Source organism: Parvibaculum sedimenti (assembly GCF_009184905.1).
Taxonomy (GTDB): Bacteria; Pseudomonadota; Alphaproteobacteria; order Parvibaculales; family Parvibaculaceae; genus Parvibaculum; species Parvibaculum sedimenti.
Map to the genome: position 1 here is coordinate 42,264 of NZ_WESC01000004.1, position 24,964 is coordinate 67,227.

23 protein-coding genes are annotated in these 24,964 nt (G+C 63.2%); 12 read left to right on the forward strand and 11 right to left on the reverse strand.

The window, feature by feature from the left end; all coding sequences use genetic code 11:
• Positions 1–17 precede the first annotated feature (17 nt).
• The 5 genes from F2P47_RS17625 (at position 18) to F2P47_RS05175 (ending at position 5,008) form a co-directional block, all read left to right on the forward strand.
• On the forward strand, positions 18–2,135 hold the full coding sequence (locus F2P47_RS17625) for a TonB-dependent receptor (protein WP_185680956.1): 2,118 nt from the start codon (positions 18–20) through the stop codon (positions 2,133–2,135).
• A gap of 54 nt (positions 2,136–2,189) precedes the next feature.
• Positions 2,190–3,635 carry a phospholipase D-like domain-containing protein gene (locus F2P47_RS05160; protein ID WP_152215112.1) on the forward strand — a complete coding sequence of 482 codons (1,446 nt, stop codon included), beginning with the start codon at positions 2,190–2,192 and terminating at the stop codon, positions 3,633–3,635.
• 101 nt (positions 3,636–3,736) lie between these two features.
• Complete coding sequence (locus F2P47_RS05165; protein ID WP_152215113.1) at positions 3,737–4,006, forward strand: hypothetical protein; 270 nt, start codon at positions 3,737–3,739, stop codon at positions 4,004–4,006.
• 10 nt (positions 4,007–4,016) lie between these two features.
• Positions 4,017–4,526 carry a phage holin family protein gene (locus F2P47_RS05170; RefSeq protein WP_152215114.1) on the forward strand — a complete coding sequence of 170 codons (510 nt, stop codon included), beginning with the start codon at positions 4,017–4,019 and terminating at the stop codon, positions 4,524–4,526.
• Positions 4,523–5,008: an RT0821/Lpp0805 family surface protein gene (locus F2P47_RS05175; protein ID WP_152215115.1), complete on the forward strand. Its 486-nt coding sequence runs from the start codon at positions 4,523–4,525 to the stop codon at positions 5,006–5,008. The genes F2P47_RS05170 and F2P47_RS05175 overlap by 4 nt, the downstream gene beginning before the upstream one ends.
• A 2-nt stretch (positions 5,009–5,010) precedes the next feature.
• On the opposite strand, the gene F2P47_RS05180 is transcribed toward F2P47_RS05175, so the two are convergent.
• Positions 5,011–5,463, reverse strand: a complete 453-nt coding sequence (locus tag F2P47_RS05180; RefSeq protein WP_152215116.1) for an NfeD family protein — start codon at positions 5,461–5,463, stop codon at positions 5,011–5,013.
• Positions 5,464–5,466: 3 nt separating this feature from the next.
• The gene (locus F2P47_RS05185; protein WP_152215117.1) at positions 5,467–6,453 is read right to left on the reverse strand and encodes an SPFH domain-containing protein; all 987 of its coding nucleotides are present in this window, start codon (positions 6,451–6,453) and stop codon (positions 5,467–5,469) included.
• Positions 6,454–6,568: 115 nt separating this feature from the next.
• On the opposite strand from F2P47_RS05185, the gene F2P47_RS05190 reads away from it, so the two are divergent.
• Positions 6,569–7,171, forward strand: coding sequence for a glutathione S-transferase N-terminal domain-containing protein (locus F2P47_RS05190; protein ID WP_152215118.1), 603 nt, complete (start codon positions 6,569–6,571; stop codon positions 7,169–7,171).
• 7 nt (positions 7,172–7,178) lie between these two features.
• Here F2P47_RS05190 and F2P47_RS05195 read toward each other — a convergent pair whose 3' ends face one another.
• The 8 genes from F2P47_RS05195 to F2P47_RS05230 form a co-directional block, all read right to left on the reverse strand.
• The gene (locus F2P47_RS05195) at positions 7,179–8,273 is read right to left on the reverse strand and encodes a zinc-binding dehydrogenase (RefSeq protein ID WP_152215119.1); all 1,095 of its coding nucleotides are present in this window, start codon (positions 8,271–8,273) and stop codon (positions 7,179–7,181) included.
• Positions 8,274–8,381: 108 nt separating this feature from the next.
• On the reverse strand, positions 8,382–8,654 hold the full coding sequence (locus tag F2P47_RS05200) for a SemiSWEET transporter (RefSeq protein ID WP_152215120.1): 273 nt from the start codon (positions 8,652–8,654) through the stop codon (positions 8,382–8,384).
• A gap of 51 nt (positions 8,655–8,705) precedes the next feature.
• Positions 8,706–9,878 carry a chromate efflux transporter gene (chrA, locus tag F2P47_RS05205; RefSeq protein ID WP_425500028.1) on the reverse strand — a complete coding sequence of 391 codons (1,173 nt, stop codon included), beginning with the start codon at positions 9,876–9,878 and terminating at the stop codon, positions 8,706–8,708.
• Between the two features lie 78 nt (positions 9,879–9,956).
• Positions 9,957–11,051 carry an acyl-CoA dehydrogenase family protein gene (locus F2P47_RS05210; protein ID WP_152215121.1) on the reverse strand — a complete coding sequence of 365 codons (1,095 nt, stop codon included), beginning with the start codon at positions 11,049–11,051 and terminating at the stop codon, positions 9,957–9,959.
• Between the two features lie 12 nt (positions 11,052–11,063).
• Positions 11,064–12,257: an acyl-CoA dehydrogenase family protein gene (locus F2P47_RS05215; RefSeq protein ID WP_152215122.1), complete on the reverse strand. Its 1,194-nt coding sequence runs from the start codon at positions 12,255–12,257 to the stop codon at positions 11,064–11,066.
• Between the two features lie 163 nt (positions 12,258–12,420).
• Positions 12,421–14,676, reverse strand: a complete 2,256-nt coding sequence (locus F2P47_RS05220; RefSeq protein ID WP_185680957.1) for a putative bifunctional diguanylate cyclase/phosphodiesterase — start codon at positions 14,674–14,676, stop codon at positions 12,421–12,423.
• Between the two features lie 102 nt (positions 14,677–14,778).
• Positions 14,779–15,588, reverse strand: coding sequence for a DUF1365 domain-containing protein (locus tag F2P47_RS05225; protein WP_152215124.1), 810 nt, complete (start codon positions 15,586–15,588; stop codon positions 14,779–14,781).
• The gene (locus tag F2P47_RS05230; protein WP_152215125.1) at positions 15,585–16,982 is read right to left on the reverse strand and encodes an NAD(P)/FAD-dependent oxidoreductase; all 1,398 of its coding nucleotides are present in this window, start codon (positions 16,980–16,982) and stop codon (positions 15,585–15,587) included. The genes F2P47_RS05225 and F2P47_RS05230 overlap by 4 nt, the downstream gene beginning before the upstream one ends.
• Positions 16,983–17,149: 167 nt before the next feature.
• Between F2P47_RS05230 and F2P47_RS05235 the strand changes: the two genes are divergently transcribed.
• Both F2P47_RS05235 and F2P47_RS05240 read left to right on the forward strand, forming a co-directional pair.
• Positions 17,150–17,848, forward strand: a complete 699-nt coding sequence (locus F2P47_RS05235) for a sigma-70 family RNA polymerase sigma factor (RefSeq protein WP_343032303.1) — start codon at positions 17,150–17,152, stop codon at positions 17,846–17,848.
• On the forward strand, positions 17,845–18,495 hold the full coding sequence (locus tag F2P47_RS05240; RefSeq protein WP_152215126.1) for a ChrR family anti-sigma-E factor: 651 nt from the start codon (positions 17,845–17,847) through the stop codon (positions 18,493–18,495). The genes F2P47_RS05235 and F2P47_RS05240 overlap by 4 nt, the downstream gene beginning before the upstream one ends.
• Before the next feature lie 27 nt (positions 18,496–18,522).
• On the opposite strand, the gene F2P47_RS05245 is transcribed toward F2P47_RS05240, so the two are convergent.
• Entirely contained in the window at positions 18,523–20,556 is a 2,034-nt protein-coding gene (locus tag F2P47_RS05245) for a TonB-dependent receptor (RefSeq protein WP_152215127.1), read from the reverse strand.
• A 178-nt stretch (positions 20,557–20,734) separates the two neighbouring features.
• Here F2P47_RS05245 and ppk2 point away from each other — a divergent pair, with 178 nt between their 5' ends.
• The 4 genes from ppk2 to F2P47_RS05265 are packed head-to-tail and all read left to right on the forward strand — an operon-like array spanning position 20,735 to position 24,886.
• A complete protein-coding gene (gene ppk2, locus F2P47_RS05250) occupies positions 20,735–21,541 on the forward strand; it encodes a polyphosphate kinase 2 (RefSeq protein WP_152215128.1) in 807 nt (268 codons plus the stop codon).
• The gene (locus F2P47_RS05255) at positions 21,541–22,860 is read left to right on the forward strand and encodes an MgtC/SapB family protein (protein WP_152215129.1); all 1,320 of its coding nucleotides are present in this window, start codon (positions 21,541–21,543) and stop codon (positions 22,858–22,860) included. The genes ppk2 and F2P47_RS05255 overlap by 1 nt, the downstream gene beginning before the upstream one ends.
• Positions 22,860–24,053 (forward strand): MFS transporter, encoded by a 1,194-nt coding sequence (locus F2P47_RS05260; protein WP_246176749.1) that lies wholly within the window; start codon positions 22,860–22,862, stop codon positions 24,051–24,053. The genes F2P47_RS05255 and F2P47_RS05260 overlap by 1 nt, the downstream gene beginning before the upstream one ends.
• Positions 24,050–24,886: a 23S rRNA (adenine(2030)-N(6))-methyltransferase RlmJ gene (locus F2P47_RS05265; RefSeq protein WP_152215131.1), complete on the forward strand. Its 837-nt coding sequence runs from the start codon at positions 24,050–24,052 to the stop codon at positions 24,884–24,886. The genes F2P47_RS05260 and F2P47_RS05265 overlap by 4 nt, the downstream gene beginning before the upstream one ends.
• The last annotated feature ends 78 nt before the right edge of the window (positions 24,887–24,964 follow it).

Consider the following 24,964-nt stretch of genomic DNA (forward strand, 5'->3'; position numbering starts at 1 on the left):
TTTCGGGGGAGGACGGTGTGAGTTTGAAATTTCGATGGGGAGTCGCGCTGGGCATTGGGCTTCTAGCAGGCTTCCCCTACGTCATGTGCATGCCTGTGCTGGCAGATGAGGCCAAACAGGAAGCGCTCCAGCCGCAGATGGACCAACCGCAGGCCGACGAGATCGTCGTCACCGCCACAGGTTATGGCGAGAAGCGCAAGACCCATCCCGGCAATATCGCCAAGATTTCTGGCGACGAGATTCGCTTCGTCAAATCGTCGCAGCCCGCGGCGCTGCTCAATCGCGCGCCCGGCGTCGATATTCAACAGGGCAGCGGCGTGGAGCACCTGACCGCGATCCGCTCGCCGGTCCTCACCGGGACGGCGGGCGCAGGCTCCTTCCTTTATCTGGAAGATGGCGTGCCGATGCGCGCGGCGGGCTTTGCCAATGTGAACGAGTTGATGGACGCGCTGACCGAAGAAGCCGGCGGCATCGAAATCGTGCGGGGGCCCGGCAGCGCCCTTTATGGCTCCAATGCGGAACATGGCCTCATCAACATTCTGAGTAGGGCCCCCTCCGAGGTGCCGGAGGCTGAGCTCACCGGCCTCGTCGGCCCGCATGGGGTGCGCGAACTCGACGGCACGGCCAGCACGACGATTACCCGTGGCAACGCCAGCCACGGGTTTCGCGGCAGCTTCGTGCTGAAGGACGACGGCGGCTTCCGCGACGCATCCGGCTACGGCCAGCAGAAGGGCCAACTCCGCTACGACTACACAGCGCCGGACACCACGGTCCGCACGACCTTCACCACGATCAATCTCAATCAGGAAACGGCTGGCTATGCGTCCAGCTACAAGGACCCGGCGATCTACAAGGCCAATGCCAACCCGGAAGCCTATCGCGACGCCTGGGCGATCCGCGCCGCATCGCGCATCGAGCGGGACCTCGGCGACGGCAACAGAATTTCGCTGACTCCCTATATGCGCACCAACGGCATGAACTTCCTCATGCATTTCCAGCCGGGCGAGCCGGTGGAGGAAAACGGGCATTGGTCGGGTGGACTGCTCAGCAGCTTCGCGCATGATCTGGCGGGTGGACACCAGATCATCGTTGGCGTCGATACGGAGTATACGGACGGTTATCTACGAGAGATCCAATCGAGTGCGACGGTCGGTGGCGGCTATGTCACCGGCACGCATTATAACTATGACGTGAAGGCGCTCGTCGTCGCACCCTATATCCACACGGTATGGAAGCTCGGACCCGCGACGGAGTTGACGGCGGGCCTGCGCTACGAATTTACGCGCTACGACTATACGAACAATCTGGCGAGCGATCTCGTCGGCCGCTTCCTGCGTCCCGCCTCGCGCGTCGACACCTTCTCGAACCCGACGCCGAAGCTCGGCCTCACCCATGTTTTCAGCGATGCCTTCATCGGCTTCGCCAATCTTGCACGCTCGGCGCGCGCGCCGCAGACGGCGGATCTTTATCGCCTCCAGACGGGCCAGGACCCGAGCGCCATAAAGTCGGAAGTGCTGGACAGCGCCGAGCTGGGCGCGCGCGGCGCCCTCGACGGCCTGCGCTATGAAGTTTCGGCCTATCTGATGAAGAAGCGGAACTTTGCTTTCCGCGACTCGAATGGCGACAACATCACCGACGGACGCACCAGACACTGGGGCTTCGAGGCGGAGGTCGCCGCGCCGCTCTGGTGGAATTTCGACATCGCCGCCTCGGCAAGCTATGCCCACCACACCTATGACTTCACCGACATCATCACCAAGCCGGGCTATGCTTCGGAATCGATCCTGTCGGGCAACGACATCGACACGGCGCCGCGCCTCGTCTCCAATCTTCGCCTCGGCTACGTCTTCGACAAGGGGCTGGGCCGCGCGGAAATCGAATGGGTGCATATGGGCGAATACTGGATGGATGCCGCCGACACGCAGCGCTATCCGGGCCACGATCTCTTCAATCTGCGGACCGACTATATGCTGACCGAAAGCCTCTCGATCTTCGGGCGGCTCGAAAATGTCTTCGACAAGCGCTATGCCGATCGCGCGGATTATTTCTGCCGTCCGCTCCCGGCCGGCTGCGCGCCGCGTTACTTCCCCGGCGATGGCCGCGGCCTCTATGCGGGGGCAACAATACGCTTCTAAACCCGGACGGCGGCGGGGCTGGACGCGCCGCCCACTTGCTCTAAGCTCGCCGCCATGCAGTTCCTGGTCGATATATGGCCCTATCTCGCGGGCACCGTCGAATTCGCAGCCATGGCCGGGGCCGTCGTCCATGCCATGCTGACGAAGAGCGATGTCCGCTCGGCGGCAGGCTGGGTCGGCTTCATCCTTCTGGTGCCTGTTCTCGGCTGGCTCGTCTACCTTCTCTTTGGCGTCAACCGCATCCAGCGCCGCGCGCGGGAATTGCGCGGCGTCCGGCGCAGCAAGACGCTTCTGCCGCCCAGCGCCGTACAGCCCGAAATCCTGCCCGCCGAGCAGGAAGATCAGCGCAAGGAGCTCGAAAGCTTCGCACGTTTCGGGCAGAAGGTTCTGCCGGAGCATTTCGAGGCAGGCAACGATGTCGATGTGCTGACGAATGGCGACGAGGCCTATCCTGCCATGATCTCGGCGATCGAGGGGGCGGCGCGCTCCATCGCTCTCTCGACCTACATTTTCAACAATGACAAGGCCGGGCACCTCTTCCTCGATGCGCTGACGCGGGCCGTGGAACGCGGTGTGCGTGTGCGCGTTCTCATCGACGGCGTCGGCTCCTGGTATTCGCGGCCATCGCTCATTCCGCTGCTCAAGGAGCGCGGCATCAATTACGCGCGCTTCCTGCATTCGTTCATGCCCTGGCAGATGCCCTATCTCAACATGCGGAACCACCAGAAAATTCTGGTGGTGGATGGGGAGCATGGCTTCACCGGCGGCATGAACATCTCGATCGGCAATCTGCTGGACGAGAAGCCGCGGAAGCCCATCCTCGACCATCATTTTCGCGTCGAAGGGCCGGTCGTCGCGCAGCTCATGCGCACCTTCGCGCATGAATGGGAATTCACGACCGGCGAAATCCTTGGCGGGCCGGACTGGTTTCCGCATATAGCCCGCGTCGGCGAACTCGTGGCCCGCGCGCTGCCGGCCGGGCCGGACATGGGCTTCAACCCGATCCGCTGGACATTGCTCGGCGCGCTCACCCAGGCACGGCAGAGCATCCGCATCGTGACGCCCTATTTTCTGCCCGACACGACGCTGGCGACCAACCTGTCGCTCGCGGCCATGCATGGCGTCGAGGTGGACATCATTCTACCCGCCAGGAACAACCTGCCCTTCGTCGACTGGGCGGCGACGCCGTCGCTCGGCTGGCTCATCGACTCTGGTTGCCGGGTCTGGAAGACCGAAAGCCATTTCGAGCACACGAAACTCATGACTGTCGACGGCATCTGGTCGACGGTCGGCTCCGCCAATTGGGACGGGCGGAGCCTCAGGCTCAATTTCGAGCTGAACCTCGACTGCTACGGCAAGTCCTTTGCCCATAAACTGGACCGCATCATAGATGCGAAAATTGCAGCAGCTCGCCCGGTCACACTGGAAAGCATCGCCCGGCGCCCCTTCGCGGTAAAGGTTCGGGACGCGGCCATACGCCTCGCCTCGCCCTATCTCTGAGCCGTCACACCCCTCGGGGCCCCTCGGTTTCCACGTATTTGCGCGCCCATGTGCCCGCGCTAAGCTCTGTCACAAGATTCCATTCAACGAGGAGCGAGCAAATGGCCGACAAGACCGCCACGACGGCGGAGATCGCCGAGCTCCAGGCCGAGGTCGAGCGGCTGACCAAGGCATTGGAAGAAGCCAAGGCCCTTCTGGGCGAGCAGCCCGACGAGCAGCCCCACACCGCGCGCGAAACGGCGGAAGAAATCGGCGAGCGCGTTCAGGAAGGCCTCTCCGACCTTCATAAACAGATCGGGGAAAATCCCGTGCCGAGCGCGCTCATTGCCCTCGGCATCGGCTTTCTCCTCGGCCGCGTCTTCACGCGATAGGAGCGCCATCATGCTCGACCCCACACCCAATATGCGCCGCCTTGCCGAGGCGGAACTTCAGCGCGCTGAACTCGAGGCGCGCCGCCTCGCCCGCCGCGCCGGATGGATCGGCATTGGCGTGCTCTTCGCGGGGCTTGCGATCACCATGCTCACGCTTGCGGGCTTCCTCGCTCTCTCCGAAGTCTATGGCTACACATGGGCGGCGGCGATCAGCGGCACAGCACTCGTGCTGCTTGCGTTCATCTCGCTGCTCGTTGCCAGCCAGAAGCATCAGGGTCGTGCAGCACAGCTTGAAATGCAGCTTGCCAATCGCTCCGTCGAGGATGCGCGGCGCGAAATCCGCCGCGACTTCGAGGTCATCGAGAAACGGCTCGACGAACTCAGCATGGGGCTTCTCGGCCTCTTCAAGGGATCAACCTCGAACCTGCCCATCCTCACGCTGATACTCGGCGCGGTGGCGGCGCTGAGCCCGGCGCTTCGACACATCATCATGCCATTCCTGAAAAGGACGGAGCCATGAGAGGCGCAGCCCCCCTCCTCTGCGTTGCGTTGACGCTTTCGGCCTGCGCGCAATCGACGCCGCCGCAACCGCAGGTCACCGAAAAGCAGCCGGAACCGCTCATCCATATTCCGGTCGACGATCGCGGATCGGGAATCGTGGGGCCGGGCGGCGGCGCGCTGCTCGGTTCGACCATCGGCGCGGGGCACGGCTTCCAGGCCGCCGTGGTGGCAGGCCTCCTTATCGGTTATGCGGTTCACGGATCGAACGGGCCGACGCTTTCCGGTTTCCCCGCCTCCGAGCAACGCCGCGCGATGGCAAAGGTCATGTCTGTCGAGATCGGCCAGCCGGTGCGCTGGTGGACCGCGACCGAACAGGCATCCGGCACGATCACGCCCATCAACGAATATCGCGACAAGGAAGGCCGCCGCTGCCGCGACTTCACCGAGACGCGCAGCGTGCGCGCGACGCATGGGCAGCTCAGCGGCACTGCCTGCCTCTGAGGTCAGTGCACCGCCTCGACCTTCAACACGTCGTCATCAACGCCCGTGACATGGACGGTCGCGCCTGCCGGAAGGTCAGGCCCTTCGACGAGCCATAGCGTATCGCCGATGCGGATTTTGCCGCGCCCGTTCCGGATTGCCAGTTCGAGCGTGTAATTGCGGCCGACATAGGTTCGGGCGCGCTGGTTCAGAAGCGGATGATCGCTCGGGACTTCGTGTCGCGCGAAATAGCGCCGCGACGTCCAGACCGCAATGACGGAGAGGACCGCGAAAAGCGCGACCTGCAGCGTCAGCGGAATATCGACGGCCATCGCGACGAGCGCGACGACGGCTGCCGCCGCCGCAAGCCAGATGAAGAAGATACCCGGCACGATCAGTTCGAGAATGCCGAGCACGGCGGCGATGATCCACCAGGCCCAGAGCCCGAACTCGTCAAGCGACAGGCTGTCGAGCATGGCTCAGTCCCCGCTGGTGACGTTGGGCACCGTGCCGGAAGTGCGCGGACGGAGCGGCGCGCCGCCGCCCGCGCTGCCGCCACCAAAAGCGTCGCGCGCGAGTTCGCCAATACCGCCGATGGCGCCGATGACGCTCGCCGCTTCGAGCGGCATGAGCACGAGCTTCTGGTTCGGCGCGCTGGCGACGGCCTTCAGCGCATCGACATATTTCGTGGCGACGAAATAATTGAGCGCCTGCACATTGCCGCCGGCGATGGCGTCGCTCACCACCTGCGTCGCCTTCGCTTCGGCTTCTGCGGCGCGTTCGCGGGCCTCGGCGTCGCGGTATGCTGCCTCCCGCCGGCCTTCGGCTTCGAGGATCGTCGCCTGCTTCTGGCCTTCGGCGGCGAGGATCGCGGCCTGGCGCTTGCCCTCTGCTTCGAGGATCGAGGCGCGCTTGTCGCGCTCGGCCTTCATCTGGCGGGCCATGGAGTCGACAATGTCGCGCGGCGGCGCGATGTCCTTGATCTCGATGCGCGTCACCTTGAGGCCCCAGGGATGCGTCGCCTCGTCAACCACGGTGAGCAGGCGCGCATTGATCGAGTCGCGCTGCGACAGAAGTTCATCCATATCCATGCTGCCCATGACGGTGCGGATATTCGTCATGATGAGGTTCAGGATCGCGACTTTGAGATTGCTGACTTCGTAGGAAGCCTTGGCAGCATCGAGCACCTGGTAGAAGACGACGCCGTCGACCGTCACCATCGCATTATCACGCGTGATGATCTCCTGGCTCGGCACATCGAGTACCTGCTCCATGATGTTCACCTTGGCGCCGATCCGGTCGATGAAAGGCGTGATGACGCCGAGACCGGGCATCAGGCTGTGCGTATACCGCCCGAAGCGCTCGACCGTGTAGACATAGCCCTGCGGCACGACCTTGACCGCCTTGGCGATGAAGATGATCGCGAGGACCAGAATGACGAGGACGAAAGTGCTGCCGCCTAACATGGGTGTCTCCTTGATGCGCCGGGGCTTTACCCAGGACTATACATGAGAACCGGGCATGCGAATGCCTCCGAAGCGAGCTATGCTGACGGGGACTCGCCAGACCGGAGAATGTTCCATGAAGCTTTTCGCCTCCAACACCTCGCCCTTCGTCCGCAAGGTCCGCGTCGTCCTTCGCGAGAAGGGGGCCGAAGGCCTCGTCACCGAGGAAATCGTCGTCGCGCGGGAAGACCCGCCTGCGCTTCACGCGGCCAATCCGCTCGGCAAGATTCCGGCGCTCATCCTCAATGATGGCATGGCGCTCTTCGACAGCCCGGTCATATGCGAATATCTCGACACGACACTGCCGGGACCGTCTCTGCTGCCCGCATCCGGCCCGAAGCGCTGGAAGGTGCTGCGCCTTGAGGCAGCGGCTGACGGTATTCTCGATGCTGGCGTCGCCACCATTTATGAAGGCATGCGGCCGACGGACGAGCGGAGCCCCGCCGCCATGCTGCGCTGGCGCAACGCCATCATCAGATCGCTCGATTTCCTCGAGTCGGAATTGGGCGCCACTTTCGCCTCACCAGATATTGGCCTCATCGCTGTCGGCTGCGCGCTCGGCTATCTCGACTTCCGTTTTCCAGATATCGCCTGGCGCGACACGAGGCCAGCGCTCGCCGCGCATTTTGAAGCATTGAGCGCGCGGCGCTCGTTCAAGGAAACGATGCCGCGCGCCTGATAGCGTTTCAGCGCCAGGGTTCGACGAGAATCTTGGCGTGGGCTTCGGGATTCGCCAGGTCGGTGAAGGCCTGCTTCACGCCTTCGACGCCGACCTTGCCCGTCACCAGCGACGAGACCTCGATCTGTCCATCGGCGATGTGATGGAGCGTCAGCGCATATTCCTCCGGCGTATAGCCGAAGACGAACTGCAGGTTAAGCTCCTTGGTGATGGCAAAGAAGGGCTCGAAGCGATCCTGCTCCATGCAGACACCGACGACAACGATGCGCGTATCGCGCGGCGCGCCTTCGAGCATCTGCTGGATGATGCCTGGCACACCGACGCATTCGAAAACCACGGCGGGACGCATCTTCGGCCCCATGCCCAGGATCGAGAGAAGGCTCGTCGGATCGTATCCTTCGGGCGTCGCCTGTTCTGTCCACGTCTTATAGGGCGAATGCTCTGCGGGATCGACGACGATATCGGCGCCCATGGTCTCGGCCAGCTTGCGCCGCGCCGGGCTGAAATCGGCGGCGATGATGGGGCCGACGCCCGCGATCTTGAGCGCTGCTATGACGGCGAGCCCAACAGGGCCGCAACCGATGACGAGCGGCACGTCTTCCCTGGTGAGACGCGCCTTCTGCACCGCATGCCAACCGACAGCCATGGGCTCGGTCAGCGCGGCGTGTTCGGCGGAAAGCCCGTTCGGCACTTCGAGAAGCAACATCTCGTTCAGCACCATCTGCTCGGCAAAGCCGCCGGGCAACTCGTTCGAATAGCCGAGGGGGTGAACATTGCCCTTCTCTCCGGCAACGGTGACCGTCATGGGCACGGAGCAGACGCGCGTGCCGACCTTGAGCGTCTTCTGAGTACCCGGGCCGTGATCGACGATCTCGGCACAGAATTCATGGCCGAAAACGATGTCGCGCTTCAAATCCATCACGAAGCTCGAGCCCGAGCGCTTGGCCGCATCGACCATTTTGGGCGCATGGTGGAAAGCATGAAGGTCCGAACCGCAAATGCCGCAGGCCAGCGTCTTGACGACGACCTGTCCCTCGGCGGGCTTGGGCTCCGGCATGGTATCGACGACAAGGTCGCCGTCGCGGAAAATGGCTGCGCGCATATTGTCTCCTCCCGGGATTTCTTCGCACATCTGCGGCGCGATTGATTTTGATTGCGGCCATGCAATCAGGCCGCGCGGCCGCGCGCAAGCCCGCCGTGGGAGGCTTCCTCAGAAGCGCCTTCCCTCGCGCCAGGCCCTCAGGTCGTTGAGACCGACAATGACGAGAATGGGGAGCGCCAGCACCAGCGTCACCCCATTACCGACGATCAGCGCCACATCTCCCAGCTTGATGCCATAGACCAGCCAGCAGGCGACGCCGATGACAAAGGACATGTACATCAGGACGGACAGGCCATGCGTGTCGCGGGTCTTGATCGTCTTCACCGCCTGCGGAAGGAAGGCAATGGTGGTCAGGAAGGCGGCGACATAGCTGATATACATTTTCCGGCCCCGGCGAGCGTTGACCGCACCTGCTTACAGGAGATCGCGCGGTCAGGAAATGACCAGCCCAGCCACGCCGCAGGCGATGACCACAGCCCATGCCGGCGCTTTCGCAAGTGCGAGCAACGCCCAGGCGGCAACGGCCAGCGCCGCGTCGGCCGGCGCATGGATGGCGGAGGTCACGACGGGCGAATAGAACGCCGCGCCGAGAATGCCGACGACTGCGGCGTTGACCCCCATAAGCGCTGCCCGCGGGCCCGCAAGATGCGAGAGCCGCAGCCAGAACGGCATGACGCCCGGCATCAGCAGGAAGGACGAGGCGAACATGCCCGCAAGGCATATCGCCGCCCCCGCGAGCCCGCGCGGCCCCTGATCGAGGGCCGCGCCGACATAAGCGGAAAAGGTGAAGAGCGGGCCGGGCACGGCCTGCGCGGCGCCATAGCCGGCAAGGAACGCATCGCGGCTGATGAAGCCGCGCGGAACGAGATCGCTTTCGAGAAGCGGCAGCACGACATGACCGCCACCGAAGACCAGAGCGCCCGCGCGATAGAAGATGTCGAACAGCTGGAGGCCCGCTCCGCCCTCCGCAGCGAGAACCGGCAGCAGAAACAGCAAGGCGAAGAAGACGGCGATCAACACCGCGCCGGCCCGCCTGCCGATGGGGCTTGCCAAGGGCACATGCTGGCCGAGATCGCCGGCTGTCAGGAAGGCGAAACCGAAGAGTCCGCCGGCGACGAGAAGGCCGATCTGGCTGAACGCCGAAGGCATGAGCAGCGACATGACGACGGCAAAGGCGGCGGCGAGCCCGCGCGGCCAATCCGGCGTCAGCTTTCGCGCCATGCCGAGCACCGCCTCAGCGACGACCGCAACGGCCGCGATCATCAGGCCATGCGTGATGCCCTGCACGGCCGGCCCCCGAAGCGCTGCAGCACCATAGGCGACCGCGACGAGAATGAGCGCCGACGGGAGCGTGAATGCCGCCCAGGCCGCGACCATGCCCGGCAAGCCAGCCCGCATGAGGCCGAGCCCCATGCCGACCTGACTGCTTGCGGGGCCAGGAAGGAACTGCGCCAGAGCAACGAGATCGACATAGGCGCGATCGTCGAGCCAGCGGCGCCTTTGAACGAACTCCTCGCGGAAATAGCCGAGATGGGCGACGGGACCACCGAACGAAGTAAGGCCGAGCTTCAGAAAAGCCCGAAAGACTTCAGCCACGCCTCCCAATTTATCCCCCCGTCCACAGCCCCGAATTTCAGTCCATGAAACCCGGGGTGCAGGCAACGTTCAACGCAAATATTTGCGTCACTCCGCCGCCCAGCCCTGCAGCACGGCAGCGTCCTGACGCACACGCTCGGGCGAGCCGAGAAGCTGTCGGTCGAGGCCGATGCGCTTGAACCAGTAATGAAGGCCGAGGAGATCGGTGAAGCCCATGCCGCCATGAACCTCGGTGGCCGTGCGGGCAACGAAACGTCCGACCTCGGAAAGATGCGCCTTGGCATGGGCGGCCATGAGCGAGCTTTCCTCCGGGATCTCGTCAAAGGCATGCGCCGCATACCAGATGAGCGAGCGGCCCGGTTCCAGCTCGGCAGCCATTTCAGCGCACATATGCTTCACGGCCTGGAAGGAGCCGATGACGCGCCCGAACTGCTTGCGCTCCTTGGCGTAATCGACAGCCTTCTCGATCATGCGCCAGCCCGCGCCGAGCGTGTCGGCGGCGAGCATGACGCGCCCCGCATCGAGCATGCGCCGCGTCGTCGTCTTTGCATCGCCCGAGACGAGCGGCTCGGCCTCGACATTCACGAAGTCGAGTTCGCCGACGGACCGCGTGAGGTCGATGGTGGTCAGCTCCGTGCGCGCCAGCCCTTCGGCATCGGCCCAGACGAGATGCAACCCGCAATCCCTGTCGCCAACTATGTAGAAATCGGCGCCGCCGCAATCGAGCACGAACAGCGCCTTGCCGGTGAGTTTTCCGCCGGATGCGGTGATGCCTGCGCCATCGCGCGCGCCCGAAGCGCGTTCGGAGATGGCAACGCCCACAACGGCCTCGCCGCCCGCGAGCTTCGGCAGGAAGGCTTCCTGCTGCCTGGGGCTCGCAGAACCGATGAGCGCGAGCGGCGCCATGACGGCAGTGGCAATGAAGGGCGCGGGCGCGACATAGCGGCCCAGTGCCTCCGAAACGAGCGCCGCGTCGAGGAGCTTCAGCCCCATGCCGCCTTCGTTCTCCGGCACGATGAGGCCCGGCACGCCGAGGTCGACGAGCGCCGCCCAGATATCGCGCGCATAGGGCTCGCGCGCTTCCGCGGCCTTGCGCACACGATCGAGGGGGGAGACTTTTTCCAGCGTCCGGTTGACGCTTTCCTGCATCAGCCGCTGGTCTTCCGACAATCCGAATTCCATGTCCCGCTCTCCTTACGCTTTCGCAGGCTTCGGTTCGCGGGGCATGCCGAGGCCACGCTCCGAGATGATGTTCTTCTGAATCTGCGCCGTGCCGCCGCCAATGATGAGGCCGAGGTCGAACATGTAGCGGTGCTGCCACGTGCCCTTCGCCCGCAGATGCGGGCTTTCGCCATAGAGGACGCCAAGCTCACCCAGCGCGTCGATGGCGAGCGCGGCGAGATCGTGATTGAGATCGCAGCCTTGCAGCTTCACGATCAGACGCGCAATGCCCGCATCCTCCTTCTTTGCGGAAGCGGTCAGAAGCCTGAGTCCATGGAACTGCATCGCGAGGACACGGGCCTGCAATTTCAAAAGCCGGTCGCGGAAGAGCGGGTTTTCGATCAGCCGCTCGCCATCCATCGTCTCCGTCTCCATCAGCTCGATGATCTGCTTCAGACGCGAGCCCGCTGCATTGGGGTCGCCCAGCATTCCGCGCTCGTGCTTCAGCGTCGCATTGGCGACAAACCAACCCTGCCCGCGTCCGGCGACGATGTCCTTCTGCGGTACGCGCACATCGGTGAAGAAGACTTCGTTGAATTCCGCATGGCCAGTCATGGTGACGAGCGGGCGCACTTCGATGCCCGGCGTCTTCATCGAGAAGATGAGATAAGAAATGCCTTCATGCTTCTTCGCGTCGGGCTCGGTGCGCACGAGGCAGAAGATCATGTCGGCGGCATGTGCCGTCGATGTCCATATCTTCTGACCGTTGATGATGAAGTCGTCGCCGTCCTCGGTCGCCTTCGTCTGAAGCGAGGCAAGGTCGGAACCAGACCCGGGCTCCGAATAGCCCTGACACCAGACGACGTCGCCGCGAAGCGTCGGCGCGATCCATTTCTGCTTCTGCTCCTCTGTGCCAAGCTCGAGCAGCGTCGGCACAAGCATCGAGATGCCCTGATTCGACAACCCCATGGGCAGACGCGCATTGGAGAATTCCTCCGCGACGATGCGCGACTTCAGAATGTCGGGCTCGGCACCATATCCGCCATATTCCTTCGGGATCGTGCGCGCAGCATATCCATGTTCGATCAGCAGCCGCTGCCAGACCAACGCTTCTTCGGAAGGACGGTTGACGCCAAAATTCCTCGGCGCCTTGTCGCGATGCGCGGCGATGAAATCGCGCACCTGCTGGCGAAAGGCTTCGTATTCCGGCCCGTAGGCGAGATCCATGACATCCTCCTGTCGGTATCGGCAGCGCCGTCGCGTCCCTCTCGTGAAGGCAGCGCATCACTTCGAGGGCGGAGTTTAGCGACCTGAAACGGCGCGTCCAGCCGAGCACGGCATGTGAAGCGCGACTGAAGGAAAACGCTGCGTCAATACGGTTGAGTGAAGGTCAGGCGGCGGAACCCGGCACAGAGCGCAGTCCATGCCCCTTCGCAGGCGCAACAGTTACCGCATGACGGATAGCTGCATCCGGATGGAGCCCATTCGGAGCGTGACGCAGGAAAAGCTCGAACTCCATCGCGGGCATGGGACGCCCGAGGAAATAGCCCTGCGCCTCATCGCAACCGAGCGAACGCAGGATTTCGAGCTGGGCTGCGTCTTCCACGCCTTCTGCCAGCACATTGACGCTGAGGCTGTGTGCAAGGTCGATGATGACTTTGGGGATGACCTTGCCGTCGCGCAGATCGGCAATATCGCGCACGAAGCTGCGGTCGATTTTCAGGCGCTTCACCGGGAAACGCTTGAGATAGGCGAGCGAAGAATAGCCCGTGCCAAAGTCGTCGATGCCGATGCCGACGCCGAGACTCCGCAAACGGCGCAACGTGCCGATCACGGTGTCGACATCGCGCATAACCATGCTTTCCGTCACTTCGAGTTCGAGATATTGCGGCGATAGCGCGTGGCGGACAAGCGTGTTCGCCACAATGTCGGTGAGATCGGGACGGCGCAGATCCACCGCAGATACGTTGACCGCGATGCCGATCTTCGGAAGCCCTGCCGCCTGCCAGGCGCTGTTCTGGCGGCAGGCTTCGTCGAGCACCCATTTCGAGACTTCGGAGATGAAGCCGCAACGCTCCGCCACCGGAATGAAGACGTCCGGCGAGATGAGGCCACGCTCCGGATGCTGCCAGCGGATCAGCGCCTCGGCGCCATTGATGCGGCCCGTATTGATGTCGACCTTCGGTTGATAGAAGAGAACGAACTGCCGCTGTGCCAGCGCGACGCGCAGATCGCGCTCGATGGAGTTTCGCTCCATGGCGCGCAGATGCAACTCATGCCGATAGGGAATGCAGGCGCCAGGGCCCTCTACCTTGGCGCGGGAGAGCGCGAGGTCTGCGTTCTTCATCAGCACATCCGGATCGCGGCCATCCTGCGGATAGATGGTAAGGCCGACGCATGCGGTCTGGTGAAGCTCGTTCGCCGCGAGACGGAAGGGAACGCCGACGGCGCGAATGAAGCGGCTGGCATATTCGACGGCTTCGTCCGGACCGGAAATGCCAGTCAGCACGATACCGAACTCGTCGGCGCCAAGACGCGCCACGGCGTCGCCCTGGCGCTGGCAGCTCTTCAGTATCTCGGCTGTCCGCTGCAGGATGACGTCGCCGGAATCGTGCCCCAACGTGTCATTGATGTCCTTGAACTTGTCGAGATTGAGGACCATGACGCCGATGACGCCGCCATCCGTCTCGCCAAGGGCAATCTGCTTCACAAGCCGCGACTTGAAATAGCTGCGGTTGCCGAGACCTGTCAGGCTGTCGGTCTGGGCTAGATCGGCAAGCCGCGTTTCGTTCTTGCTGGTTGCCTCGAATGCTTCCCTGAGCACCTCGGCGATGATGGAAATTTCGTCGCGCAGACCCATGGCGGTTGCATAGCCGCCGGCGCCGCGGCGCTCGGCATAGGCGCGAAGGGTTTCGATGGGCCCGATGAAGATACGCTGCATCAACAGCGAAAGCGTAAGCACCGCGACGATTGCCGCGGTCGCCAGCCAGACAACGACGCCCCACGCGGTCTCCTGCAAGCCGCTGATCGCCTCGGTGAGATTCGCACGGAAAAAAAGCGTCCCGTTCTGACCTTCTATGTCGATGCGAACGGGAGAGATGAAATCTACCCGTGCGGCATTGGCCGTCGGCAGGCGCTCGAGCCGGGAAGGATGACGCGCAAGGTCGGCGCGCGCAATCGTATCTGGAAGCGAGGCGACGGTCTTTCCGCGCCAGTCGCTACGCGAGGCGGCGACGATTCGCCCATTTGCATCGACAATGGCCATCATCTCGATGCGCGAGGTGTTGGCCATTGCGTCGACTATGAATTGCAGGTCGTCGATCGTGCGCGCGCTCGCGATCGAATGGGCGACCACATCGCGAAGGCCCGTGGCGCGAATCTTGATGATCCTATCGATCTGATTGCCGTAGAAATGGAAGACGAAGACACCACTCAGCGCAACCAGCACCGCGCCGACCGCGACCATGAAGGCAAAAACCTTCAGGCGAACCGCGAAGAAAGAGCCGCTCATCCCGATTCCGAGCAGAGCCTTCGCGAGCGCGACGAGGCTACCGGCGGAATCACCGGCAACATCCGTCGACGCGGCGGCATCGCCGCGCCCGGCCTCGTCATGAGTGGCTGCCCGTTCCATATCAGCCCTGACCATATCCGCCATCCGGCCCGAGCCTCAGCTCTGACTCGTACGCAAACTCAACTGTTCCCTTTGTAAGGAAGTGAGCCCTAAGAATAGGTTACGCCCGAAATGGCTTTATTCGAGACGGGCCGAAATAGCAGGCCGGGCGGGTGCGCAAATGGTTACCGCGCCTGCGGGTGCCATGGGACGCGCGACAAAAGGCACGCCCTTCAGCCAGAGTTTCAACGCTTCCCAGTGAATGCCGGCGATGATCTTCAGCGTCAGCAGCGGATGCGTTAGGAAGGCGTTAAGAAGTGTGGCGTCGGTGAAGGAGCGCGCTTCACCTGCGAAAGACGCCGTGAGCAGCGCGCCCTCGCTGTCGCTTTCGCGAATGGTAAGGCCGATACGCCGTTCCGGTAGCAGGACGGTGAAGTCGTAGCTTCCCACAACCTCAATGAATGGCGAGACGAAGAACGCCTTGTCGCAGCTCTGGCGCAGAACCGCCCCATCGGCATCGGCCACCGGGATGAGATAGGAGTGGCGATCTCCGAACGTGTTCGACACTTCGTAAAACATCGCCGCCGGACGCCCCTCTACGTCATGGCAGAAATAGACGGTCAATGGATTGAAGACATAGCCGAGCACGCGCGGCAAACAGAGCGCGAGTATGCGCCCGCCCGGCGCGAGACCGGCGCGCACAAGCTGCGCCTCGATCCATGGACGGAGTGGCCGACCGTCGCGGGGTCCGTGATCGCAGTCGTGAAAGCTGAAAAGCCCGAAGCGGTTATGCGTGAAGAGCCGCGAGCCGCGGTCCAGCGCATCCAGTTCGTCGATGTCGATGAGCATGTAGAAGACGCGATAGGAAAGCTCATGCCGACGCGGCCGCAACCGGCGGTGAAAGACCTTGCCGAAATAGAGACGGGAGCGCGTCTCACCCTCGATCATGAGGCGCCGACCTCCAACGGCTGTGCCCCGCGTGATCCACGCGAAACGAGCGAAATGCGGCTCGACGGGTTTTCGATGGCCCAGGGTCGCGCGACGCCACCCAGTTCCTCGGCGACGGCAAGCCCCGCCTGCAAGCCATCTTCATGGAAGCCTGAACCGAAATAGGCGCCACAGAACCATGTGCGCCGCGCGCCCTGCAACTGCCAGAGCGCGCGCTGAGCCTCGAGAGCGCCCGCGTCGAAGAGCGGATGGTCATATTCGATGCGCGAAACGACGCTGGCGGGATCGGGCTCATGCGAGGGATTGAGCGTGACGAAAAGATCGCGCGACGTGGGAAGGCCCTGAAGCCTGTTCATCCAGTAGCTGACGCAGACGGGCTGAGCATGACCGTCGCTCGCCGTGCCGCCCATGTAATTCCAGCTCGACCAGACGCGGCGCGCACGCGGCATGAAGCGCCGGTCCGAATGAAGCCAGGCGATGTTGCGCTGATAGGGAATGGCGCCAAGAAGGCGGCGCTCGTTCGCATCGGCATCGGCGAGCATGGAGAGTGCCTCGTCGCTATGGGCTGCGATGATGACATGGTCGTAACGCTCGCTTGCGCCTTTCGCGTCGGTCACCGTCACGCCGGTTTCGTCGCGCAAGACCGAGGCAATTCCGGTGCCGAGACGCAGATGATCGCCCAGCGGCGCAGCGAGCCGCTTCACATATTCCCGCGAGCCCCCGGAAACGGTGCGCCAGAGCGGGCGGCCGGTGAGCCGCATCAGTCCGTGATTGTCAAAGAAGCGCAGAAAGGCGAGCGCGGGAAACTCCTCGACCCGCGCGAGCGGCAACGACCAGATCGCCGCGCACATGGGCAGGAGATGATCCTCGCGCAGCGCTGAGGAATAACCTTGCTCGCGCAGGAATTCGCCGAGCGGCTTGCGGTCGAGGCCGCTCTGATCGAGAAGGCCCGGCGCGAAACGATAGAGCCGCAGAATCTCCGCGAGCATGCGCCACATGCGCGGGCGCAAGATATTGCGCCGGTCGCCGAACAACCCGTTGAGGCCGGAGCCCGAATATTCGAACCGCCCGCCCCTCGCATCCGAAATGGAGGCAGCGAAGGACATTTCGCTCGCCCGCGTCTCGACGCCCAGCGTTTCGAAAAGCGCGGTCAGATTTGGATAATTGAGTTCGTTATAGACGATGAAGCCGGTGTCTACGGGAACGTCACCCTCGGGACATGACGCGACCAATGTGTTCGAGTGGCCGCCCGGCCGGTCGGCCTTTTCATAGACGGTGACGTCATGCGCGCGGGAGAGCAGCCAGGCCGCCGAGAGGCCGGAAATGCCGGAGCCTATGACTGCGATCCGCAAGCCACGGGTTGCGGGGCCGATATTGTCCTGAAAGGGGGCCATTCGGTCCTTTACCTTTTGGGGAGAGCCTCACATCAATACGGCGGTAGGCGCCCGACAGATCATGCTGTTTGCTCATCACGCAACTCGGCATAGGATCAAGGTCGGGCGGAAGAGTGATCCGGACTTCTCTCGCGCGCGTAGGACCAACTATGCGGCAGCCAAGCGCCATGATCCTCGATCACACCCGTCCGATCCGTGCCCTGCGCCGGACGCATTGGAGGAAGCTTGGCCTGATGGCGCAAGACCCGCGAGGGAAGGACGGTCTTTCCGGCGATCTCGAACAGGCGCAGGAAAAGCGCCCGACGGCGCTCACCGAGGCCAACCCAGTCGAAATGGCGCTCCTCGTCGAAGCGATTGCCGGGCGCCGCGACAAGACAGCCTTTGCAAGCCTCTTCGGCTATTACGCGCCGCGCATCAAATCCTATCTGCGCCGGTTGCGCGCCGATGAAAAGGAAGCCGAGGATATCGCCCAGGAGGTCATGCTGACCGTTTGGCGCAAGGCCGCGCTTTTCGACCCTGCCAAGGCATCCGTCGGCACATGGATATTCACCATCGCGCGAAATCGCTTCATCGACGTCAAACGCCGCCAGAAGAGGCCGGAGCTGGACACGGAAGACCCCTCGCTCCAGCCTGAGGCACCCCGCCCCGCAGACGCTGAACTTGCAGCCATGCAGATCGGTGTGCGCGTCCGCGCGGCGCTGGCCGAGCTTCCGCCCGATCAGGCGCAAGTGGTAGCTCTCTCCTTCATGGAGGCGCTTCCCCATTCCGAAATCGCCGCGCGGCTTTCGATCCCGCTCGGTACTGTCAAATCGCGGCTGAGGCTCGCCTTCGCCCGCCTGCGTCCTGCGCTGGAGGATATGCAATGAGTGTCACGCATCCTCTCGGCGACGAATGGATCGCGGCCTATGCGGCGGGGAGCCTGTCGGAAGGCCAGTCGGTTTTTGTCGCCTCGCATCTGAGCTTCCTGCCGGATGCACGAAAGGCGGTGTCCGCTGCCGAGGCTGTGGGCGGAACGCTGCTCGAAGAGCTCGCGCCGGACGTCATGGCGCCCGACGCGCTCGCCCGCACGCTCGCGCTTCTCGAAGAGCCCGTCGTCGAAGCCCCTCGCCCCGCCGCGCGGAAGCGCAACGCCATCCTGCCCGCTCCACTCCATGACTGGCTCGGCTGCGATCTCGACGCACTCAAATGGGGCCTGCTCGGTCCGGGCATGCGCAAGGCCATGCTTTGGCGCGGCGAAAACGACGAACGACTGTGGATGCTGCGCGCCCGGCCGGGTGTCCGGATTCCCCGCCACGGCCATAGCGGCACCGAAATGACGCTCGTCCTCAAGGGCAGCTTCAGCGATCGCTTCGGCACATTCCGACGCGGCGATGTCGAGGAGACGGGCGTAGACGACCTGCACGGGCTCACGGTCGGCACGGAGGAAGAGTGCATCTGCCTCGCCCTCGCGGAGGGGCCCGTCCGCTTCGAGGGGCTGATCGCGCGGCTGCTTCAGCCATTCATCGACCTGTAAGGCGGCGGCCCCGAGGTGGGCCTTACATCAGAACCGGGCCGTCGCCACGAATCTCACATCTCGACCCGGCAACAGCATGCCGTCCTTCTTGAAGGAGACGCTGTTGCGGATGTCGTCGTTGAGCAGATTATCGCCGATCAGGGACAGTTCGACCGGCGTCGCATGGGTGATTTCCTTCGGCAACAAGTAGTGCAGCTCCGCATTGAGCAGGGTATAGCCGCCCGTCTCCGTCTCGAAGGCGCCAAGATCGGTCTGGCTGAAGGCATAGAGCGCGCCGATGCGGCCAGACCACTGATTTGCCTCATAATAGACGCCTGCGCCGACACGCATGGGCGGGATTCGCGGAACATTGCCACCCGCATCGAGCGTCGCGCGCACCATGTCAAAGCGACCGTCGAGGCCGATCGTACCGTCGTCGAGCTTCGCGACCGAGTGTTTGCCGCCGATTTCGAAGCCGCGGAACGTCGCGTCCTGCTGGCTGTAGCGCACCTGGCGGAAATCGCCGCCTGAGCCACCCGGCGTACAGCTCGCGAAATCCTCGCCGCAGGTCTCGCCTGTGTATTGCTTCAGAATGTAGTTATCGAATTTGGTCTCATAGACCGCCGCCTGGAAGGAGAAGTTCTCGCCCTCCCGGCGCAACGACAGTTCACCCGAATAGGCCGTCTCCTTCGTCAGTCCGACATCGCCGATCTCAAAGGTGCCCATTGCATCATGCGCGCCCTTCGAGAAGAGTTCGAGCGCTTCGGGCGCACGCTGCGATGCCTGCAGGGTCCCGCCTGCAACCCATCCGTTGCCAAGTTGCCAGACGAGACCGGAAGAGCCGCTTAGCGGCACGAAAGATTTGTCGGTGAGGTGGTCCACGAATGTCGTCTCGTCAAAGGCTGAGCCCTCGATCGCAACATGCTCGATGCGCCCGCCAAGCTGGAACTTCAATACATCGGTCAGCGGCATTTCCTCGAAGAAGAAAGCAGCCAGCGTCTTCGTTGTCGTTGGCGCGAGAAGATCGCCGCCCTCGCCGCCTGCGCTCAGATCGTGATCGATGGCGTGAATGCCGATAGCACCGGTGAAGGGGCCGACATTACCGTGCAGAAGTTCGGCGCGGCCTTCCCACAGCGTATCGTCGAAGCGCGAGCCGACATCGCCGGAGTTCATACCCACCTCGCCATGATTATATTTCGTGTAGCCGCCGGTCACGCGCAGCGTCTTCGCCCATGAGCCTAGATCGTTGAACTCCGCCGCGGTCTGGACCTTCGTCTGCTCCATGTTGATGAAGGTCGGATCGGAGAGGTCGTCGGGTACGGGAATGCCGTAGTCGCTGTCGAAATGCGAGATCGAGGCACCGACATAGCCTGAATCGAAAAGGACCGATGCACCGCCCGCCACACCTTTCGAGTCCGCCCACGTCTCGGATTGACGCGAGGTGCCACCGGGAATGCGATAATCGTCGGCGATGCGATCATAGGCATCCGCATGCCAGACGACCCGGCCGGTCGAGGCCTCCACCATGGCCGAGCCCTGACGTCCATCATCGACCGTGTCGTAGCTTCCCGAAACTTCACCCGTATAGCCGCCCTCGGGAATGAAGGTCGGGATGCGCGAATTGATGACGTTGACGACGCCACCGATCGCCTCGCTGCCATAGCGCAACGTCGCCGGGCCGCGCACGACTTCCACCTTCTCTGCGCTCATCGGATCAATCGGCACGCCGTGATCTTCGCTCACCGCCGAGACGCCATCGCCGCCGAGTCCGTTTTCGAGGATGTGGACACGAAAATTGTCGAGGCCGCGGATGATCGGACGGCTCGCGCCAGCGGCGAAGGAGCTCTGTGCGATGCCCGGCTCGTCAGCGAGGAGCGCGCCGAGTGTGGACGCGCCCTTGTTCAGGATCTCGTCCCTGCCGATCACGGTGACTTGCGTCGCCAGATCGTCGGGTGTCGAGAAGATCGGTGAGGCAGTCACCACGATCTCGTCAGCCAGCCCCGCCGTATCGGCTGCCGCAACGGGCGTTCCCATCGCTATCGAAAGCACGATGGCAGCTGCTCCAAGCTCGACATAACCCATAACCACACCCCCCAATATGTAATGTTATAATATAACATATCGAGATTTGAACGAGGTGCAAGTCCCCTTCTCACCGCCCCCCCTCGCGGTGCATGAACTGCGTCGTCGCACCCGGCTTCATGCGCGCGCCATTCGGCGTTAGGCTCTGCAATCAGAAACGCGCGAGCCGGGAGGCGTCATGTCCAGCAAGAACCGCAAGAAGAACCAGGTCGCCGACGACGAAGACGACGGCAACGGCGAGTACAAGAAAGACCTCTACGAGCTCCAGGTGGAGCTTGTGAAGCTTCACAAGGACATCATCGCGAACAACCGCAAGTTCCTTGTCATCTTTGAGGGACGCGATGCCGCCGGCAAGGACGGCACGATCAAGCGCCTCACGGAACATCTGAGCCCCCGCGAGGCGCGCATCATTGCACTTGGCAAGCCGTCGGACCGTGAAACCTCGCAATGGTATTTCCAGCGATATTCACGCTATCTCCCTGCCGCGCAGGAAATCGTGTTCTTCAACCGCAGCTGGTACAATCGCGCCGGTGTCGAACCGGTGATGGGCTATTGCTCGGAAGCCGAGCATGAACAATTCCTCAGCACAGTCTCGTCCTTCGAGGAAATGCTGATCGGTGCGGGCATCACACTCTACAAATATTATCTCGACATCACGCGCGACGAGCAGAAGAAGCGACTGGAAGACCGGCGCAAGGATCCGCTGAAACAGTGGAAGCTCTCGCCCGTCGACGATGCGGCGCTGAAGCACTGGTCGGACTATAGCAAGGCTCGCGACCTCATGTTCGCGCGGACCCATACGCTGCACGCGCCATGGTATGTCGTCTGCGCCAACGACAAACGTGAGGCACGTCTCAACGTGATGCGCGACCTGCTCAACCGGACCACTTATGAGGGCAAGAAGCAGAAGCTGACGATTCCCGACATGAACATCGTCTTTCCCTTCGATCCCGCGCAGCTCAAATCCGACCGGATCGCGAAGTGATGCCCACTTTCTCCTTTCCCGCGATCGACCCGGAACGCTTCGCCGTTCTCATGGCGCTCGGCTTTTTCCTCGGTCTCGCCTTCGAGGAATATTTCGCCAAGAGCCGCATCAAGCCACCGGGCGGCGTCAGAACCTTTCCCCTGCTTTCCCTCACCGGCGCACTTCTCTATGCGCTGGAGCCGGAGCATGGGCTGCTGTTTCTGGGCGGGCTCGCCATTCTGGGTACATGGCTTTCCATCTATTACCGGGAACGGCTGGCGCATCAACTCACCGAAACCGACGGAACCGACGAGGAGACGGCGACGCGGCTCGATGCCGGCATCATGGCGCCGACGGGCAATCTTCTCGCCTTTCTTCTCGGGCCGATCGCGCTTGCCGCGCCGCTCTGGGTCGCCGTCAGCGTCGCCGTCGCCGCAGTGCTCCTCACCGGCGCGAGAGAGAGTCTGCATGCTCTCGCCGCGAAGCTCGGTGGCGAGGAACTCAGTACGCTCGGCAAATTCCTGATCGTCATCGGCATTGTGCTGCCGCTGGTGCCGCATGAGCCGGTGACAACGCTCACCGACATCACGCCCTATGAAGTCTGGCTCGCCGTCGTCGCGGTCTCGACGCTTTCTTATGCGAGCTATCTCGTTCAACGCTTCCTCGCGCCACGCCACGGCGTTCTCATTTCGGCGGCACTGGGTGGACTCTACTCGTCGACGGCCACCACAGTCGTCCTCTCGCGCCGCGTACGGGCGAACATAGTCGCACCGGCCCGAACACAAGCCGCCATCGTGCTCGCGACTGCCATCATGTTCCTTCGCATCATCGTCGTCGTCGGCGTTTTCACCGTGCCACTTGCGCTGAAACTCCTGCCTTCGATTGCAATTCTATGTCCCGCCGGCCTGCTCATCAGCGCCTGGCTAATGTGGTCGGCGCCGAAGCCCGCCAACGAAGCAGCTGAGACAACGACCCCGACCAACCCCCTCGAACTCTCGACTGCGATCATCTTTGCCGTTCTCTTCATCGCGCTTTCGATCGCCGTCGCCTGGGCGAAAACACGCTTTGGCGAGAATGGCATCTTCGCCCTCGGTATGCTGGCGGGCTTCACCGATGTCGATCCCTTCGTGCTGAGCCTCGCGCAAGGCACGAGCCGCGCTATCAACCTCGACGTGGCAGCCTCCGCAATCCTTCTCGCCGCTTCGTCCAACAATCTGCTCAAGGCCTCCTATACACTCGCCTTCGCCGGCCGCAACAACGGGCTCAAGCCAGCGCTCGCGCTCTTTGCGCTTTCCGCAGCAGGCATCCTCGCTGCCTTCCACACTCTCGGATGGTTCTGATGGAGAGCTCGCCCTCCGCGAAGCCGCGCAAGATTGCGTTGCCGGCTGGCATCTGGGCGCTCGGCATCGTCAGCTTCTTCATGGACATGTCGTCCGAACTGGTTCACTCGCTGCTGCCCGTCTTTCTCGTCTCGGGGCTCGGCGCCAGCATGGTTGCGGTCGGCTTCATCGAAGGCGCCGCAGAGGCAACGGCATCCATCACCAAGGTCTTTTCGGGCGTCATCAGCGACTGGATCGGCAAGAGGAAGCTTCTCACCGTCATCGGCTATGGCCTCGCGGCACTGACAAAGCCGCTCTTTCCGCTGGCAACGACGGTCGATGCGGTTTTCGCCGCGCGTTTCATCGACCGGATCGGCAAGGGCATACGCGGCGCGCCGCGCGATGCGCTGATCGCCGACATCGTTTCGCCCGAGCAGCGCGGTGCCGCCTACGGCCTGCGACAGGCGCTCGATACGGCAGGCGCAGTCGCGGGGCCGCTGCTTGCCGTTCTCTTCATGTGGCTTCTTGCCGATAACATCAGGGCCGTCTTCTGGGTTGCGACGCTGCCCGCCATCGTCGCGGTTCTCATTCTCATCTTCGCGGTCCGCGAGCCCGAGCATCGCGACGGGAAAGCCAAGGCCCCCTTCCGCCTTGCCGATCTCCGCGAACTCGACAGGCGCTATTGGGGCATCGTCGCCGTCGCAGGCGTTCTGACGCTTGCGCGGTTCTCCGAAGGCTTTCTGGTGCTGCGCGCGCAGAACGCCGGGCTTTCCATCGGCTATGTGCCGCTCGTCATGGTGGTGATGAGCGGCATCTATACGCTGGCGGCCTATCCGGCGGGCCTCCTGGCCGACAGGCTCGACCGGCGCTCGTTGCTCGCGCTCGGCTTCGCCGTGCTCATAGCTGCCGATATCGTGCTCGCCGAAGCCTCCACGCCGCTGATCGTCTTCGCGGGCGTGGCACTCTGGGGCCTCCATATGGGCCTCACGCAGGGTCTTCTCTCGACGCTGGTGGCGGATGCCGCCCCCGCCGCGCTCCGCGGCAGCGCCTTCGGCATATTCAATCTCATCTGCGGCGGCATCCTTCTCGCCGCCAGCGCCATTGCCGGAATGCTCTGGCAAGGCTATGGACCTGCCGCGACATTTTATGTGGGCGCGATCATCACGACCGGCGGGCTCGCCGGTCTTCTCGCCGTCAGGAGCAGGTCCGCTTGAACTACCGTCACGCCTATCACGCCGGGAACTTCGCCGATGTGATGAAGCATTCAGCGCTCGCGCTGGTCATCGAACACATGAAACAGAAGGACAAGCCCTTCTTCCTGCTCGATACGCATGCGGGCACGGGCCTGACCGATCTCACGGGCGAGGAAGCACAAAAGACGGGCGAATTCCGAGACGGCATCGCCCGCATCATGACGGAGCCAGCGCCCCATCCAGCGCTCGCGCCCTATCTCGCGGCGCTCACACGGCTCGGCTGCATCGGCGCCGAGCCGATGTCCTACCCGGGCTCGCCGCTCATCGCACGGGAGCTCGCCCGGGAAGGCGACCGCCTCGCCTTTTGCGAGCTGCACCCCGAAGACGCCGCGAGCCTCAAGTCGCTTTTCCGCCACGACCCGCAGACCAGCGTTCACGAAATGAACGGCTATACGGCCCTGAAGGCGATGCTGCCGCCGAAAGAACGACGCGGCCTCGTGCTCATCGATCCGCCTTTCGAGGCGCGCGACGAATTCGACGCCCTGCTCGAAGGGCTCGAAGATGCGACGGCTCGTTGGGCGACGGGCACCTATATCATCTGGTATCCGGTGAAGGACCCGAGCGTCTCCGGCACCTTCCTCGACGCGCTCGAAAGGGGCGGCCCCGCCAAGACGCTGATGGCCGAAATCTATATCCGCGCCGTCGATCCGGCGCGGATGTCGGGCTGCGGCCTCGTCATCGTCAATCCGCCCTGGACGTTGAAGGAAACGCTCACCGATCTTTATGGCTGGCTTGCGGAAAGGCTCGAGCAAGGCGCCGGCGCGCGGGCCCGTGTTGAATGGCTGAAGCCCTGATTGTTCAAAATTGAACACTGACCGGAACCGGACATCGGGTCTATAAGAGCACCTGCCGACCAAGCAAAAAGAATGGCG

Bases quoted from the DNA above. Each gene is read 5' to 3' on its own strand.
- F2P47_RS05255 (WP_152215129.1), top strand. From the start codon at position 21,541: ATGCCCACTTTCTCCTTTCCCGCGATCGACCCGGAACGCTTCGCCGTT.
- F2P47_RS05225 (WP_152215124.1), bottom strand. From the start codon at position 15,588: ATGATCGAGGGTGAGACGCGCTCCCGTCTCTATTTCGGCAAGGTCTTT.
- F2P47_RS05200 (WP_152215120.1), bottom strand. From the start codon at position 8,654: ATGTATATCAGCTATGTCGCCGCCTTCCTGACCACCATTGCCTTCCTT.
- F2P47_RS05180 (WP_152215116.1), bottom strand. From the start codon at position 5,463: ATGCTCGACAGCCTGTCGCTTGACGAGTTCGGGCTCTGGGCCTGGTGG.
- F2P47_RS05260 (WP_246176749.1), top strand. From the start codon at position 22,860: ATGGAGAGCTCGCCCTCCGCGAAGCCGCGCAAGATTGCGTTGCCGGCT.
- F2P47_RS05160 (WP_152215112.1), top strand. From the start codon at position 2,190: ATGCAGTTCCTGGTCGATATATGGCCCTATCTCGCGGGCACCGTCGAA.
- F2P47_RS05190 (WP_152215118.1), top strand. From the start codon at position 6,569: ATGAAGCTTTTCGCCTCCAACACCTCGCCCTTCGTCCGCAAGGTCCGC.
- F2P47_RS05220 (WP_185680957.1), bottom strand. From the start codon at position 14,676: ATGGTCAGGGCTGATATGGAACGGGCAGCCACTCATGACGAGGCCGGG.
- F2P47_RS05215 (WP_152215122.1), bottom strand. From the start codon at position 12,257: ATGGATCTCGCCTACGGGCCGGAATACGAAGCCTTTCGCCAGCAGGTG.
- F2P47_RS05235 (WP_343032303.1), top strand. From the start codon at position 17,150: ATGATCCTCGATCACACCCGTCCGATCCGTGCCCTGCGCCGGACGCAT.
- F2P47_RS05170 (WP_152215114.1), top strand. From the start codon at position 4,017: ATGCTCGACCCCACACCCAATATGCGCCGCCTTGCCGAGGCGGAACTT.
- F2P47_RS05175 (WP_152215115.1), top strand. From the start codon at position 4,523: ATGAGAGGCGCAGCCCCCCTCCTCTGCGTTGCGTTGACGCTTTCGGCC.
- F2P47_RS05245 (WP_152215127.1), bottom strand. From the start codon at position 20,556: ATGGGTTATGTCGAGCTTGGAGCAGCTGCCATCGTGCTTTCGATAGCG.
- ppk2 (WP_152215128.1), top strand. From the start codon at position 20,735: ATGTCCAGCAAGAACCGCAAGAAGAACCAGGTCGCCGACGACGAAGAC.
- F2P47_RS05240 (WP_152215126.1), top strand. From the start codon at position 17,845: ATGAGTGTCACGCATCCTCTCGGCGACGAATGGATCGCGGCCTATGCG.
- F2P47_RS05185 (WP_152215117.1), bottom strand. From the start codon at position 6,453: ATGTTAGGCGGCAGCACTTTCGTCCTCGTCATTCTGGTCCTCGCGATC.
- F2P47_RS05210 (WP_152215121.1), bottom strand. From the start codon at position 11,051: ATGGAATTCGGATTGTCGGAAGACCAGCGGCTGATGCAGGAAAGCGTC.
- F2P47_RS05165 (WP_152215113.1), top strand. From the start codon at position 3,737: ATGGCCGACAAGACCGCCACGACGGCGGAGATCGCCGAGCTCCAGGCC.
- F2P47_RS05195 (WP_152215119.1), bottom strand. From the start codon at position 8,273: ATGCGCGCAGCCATTTTCCGCGACGGCGACCTTGTCGTCGATACCATG.
- F2P47_RS05230 (WP_152215125.1), bottom strand. From the start codon at position 16,982: ATGGCCCCCTTTCAGGACAATATCGGCCCCGCAACCCGTGGCTTGCGG.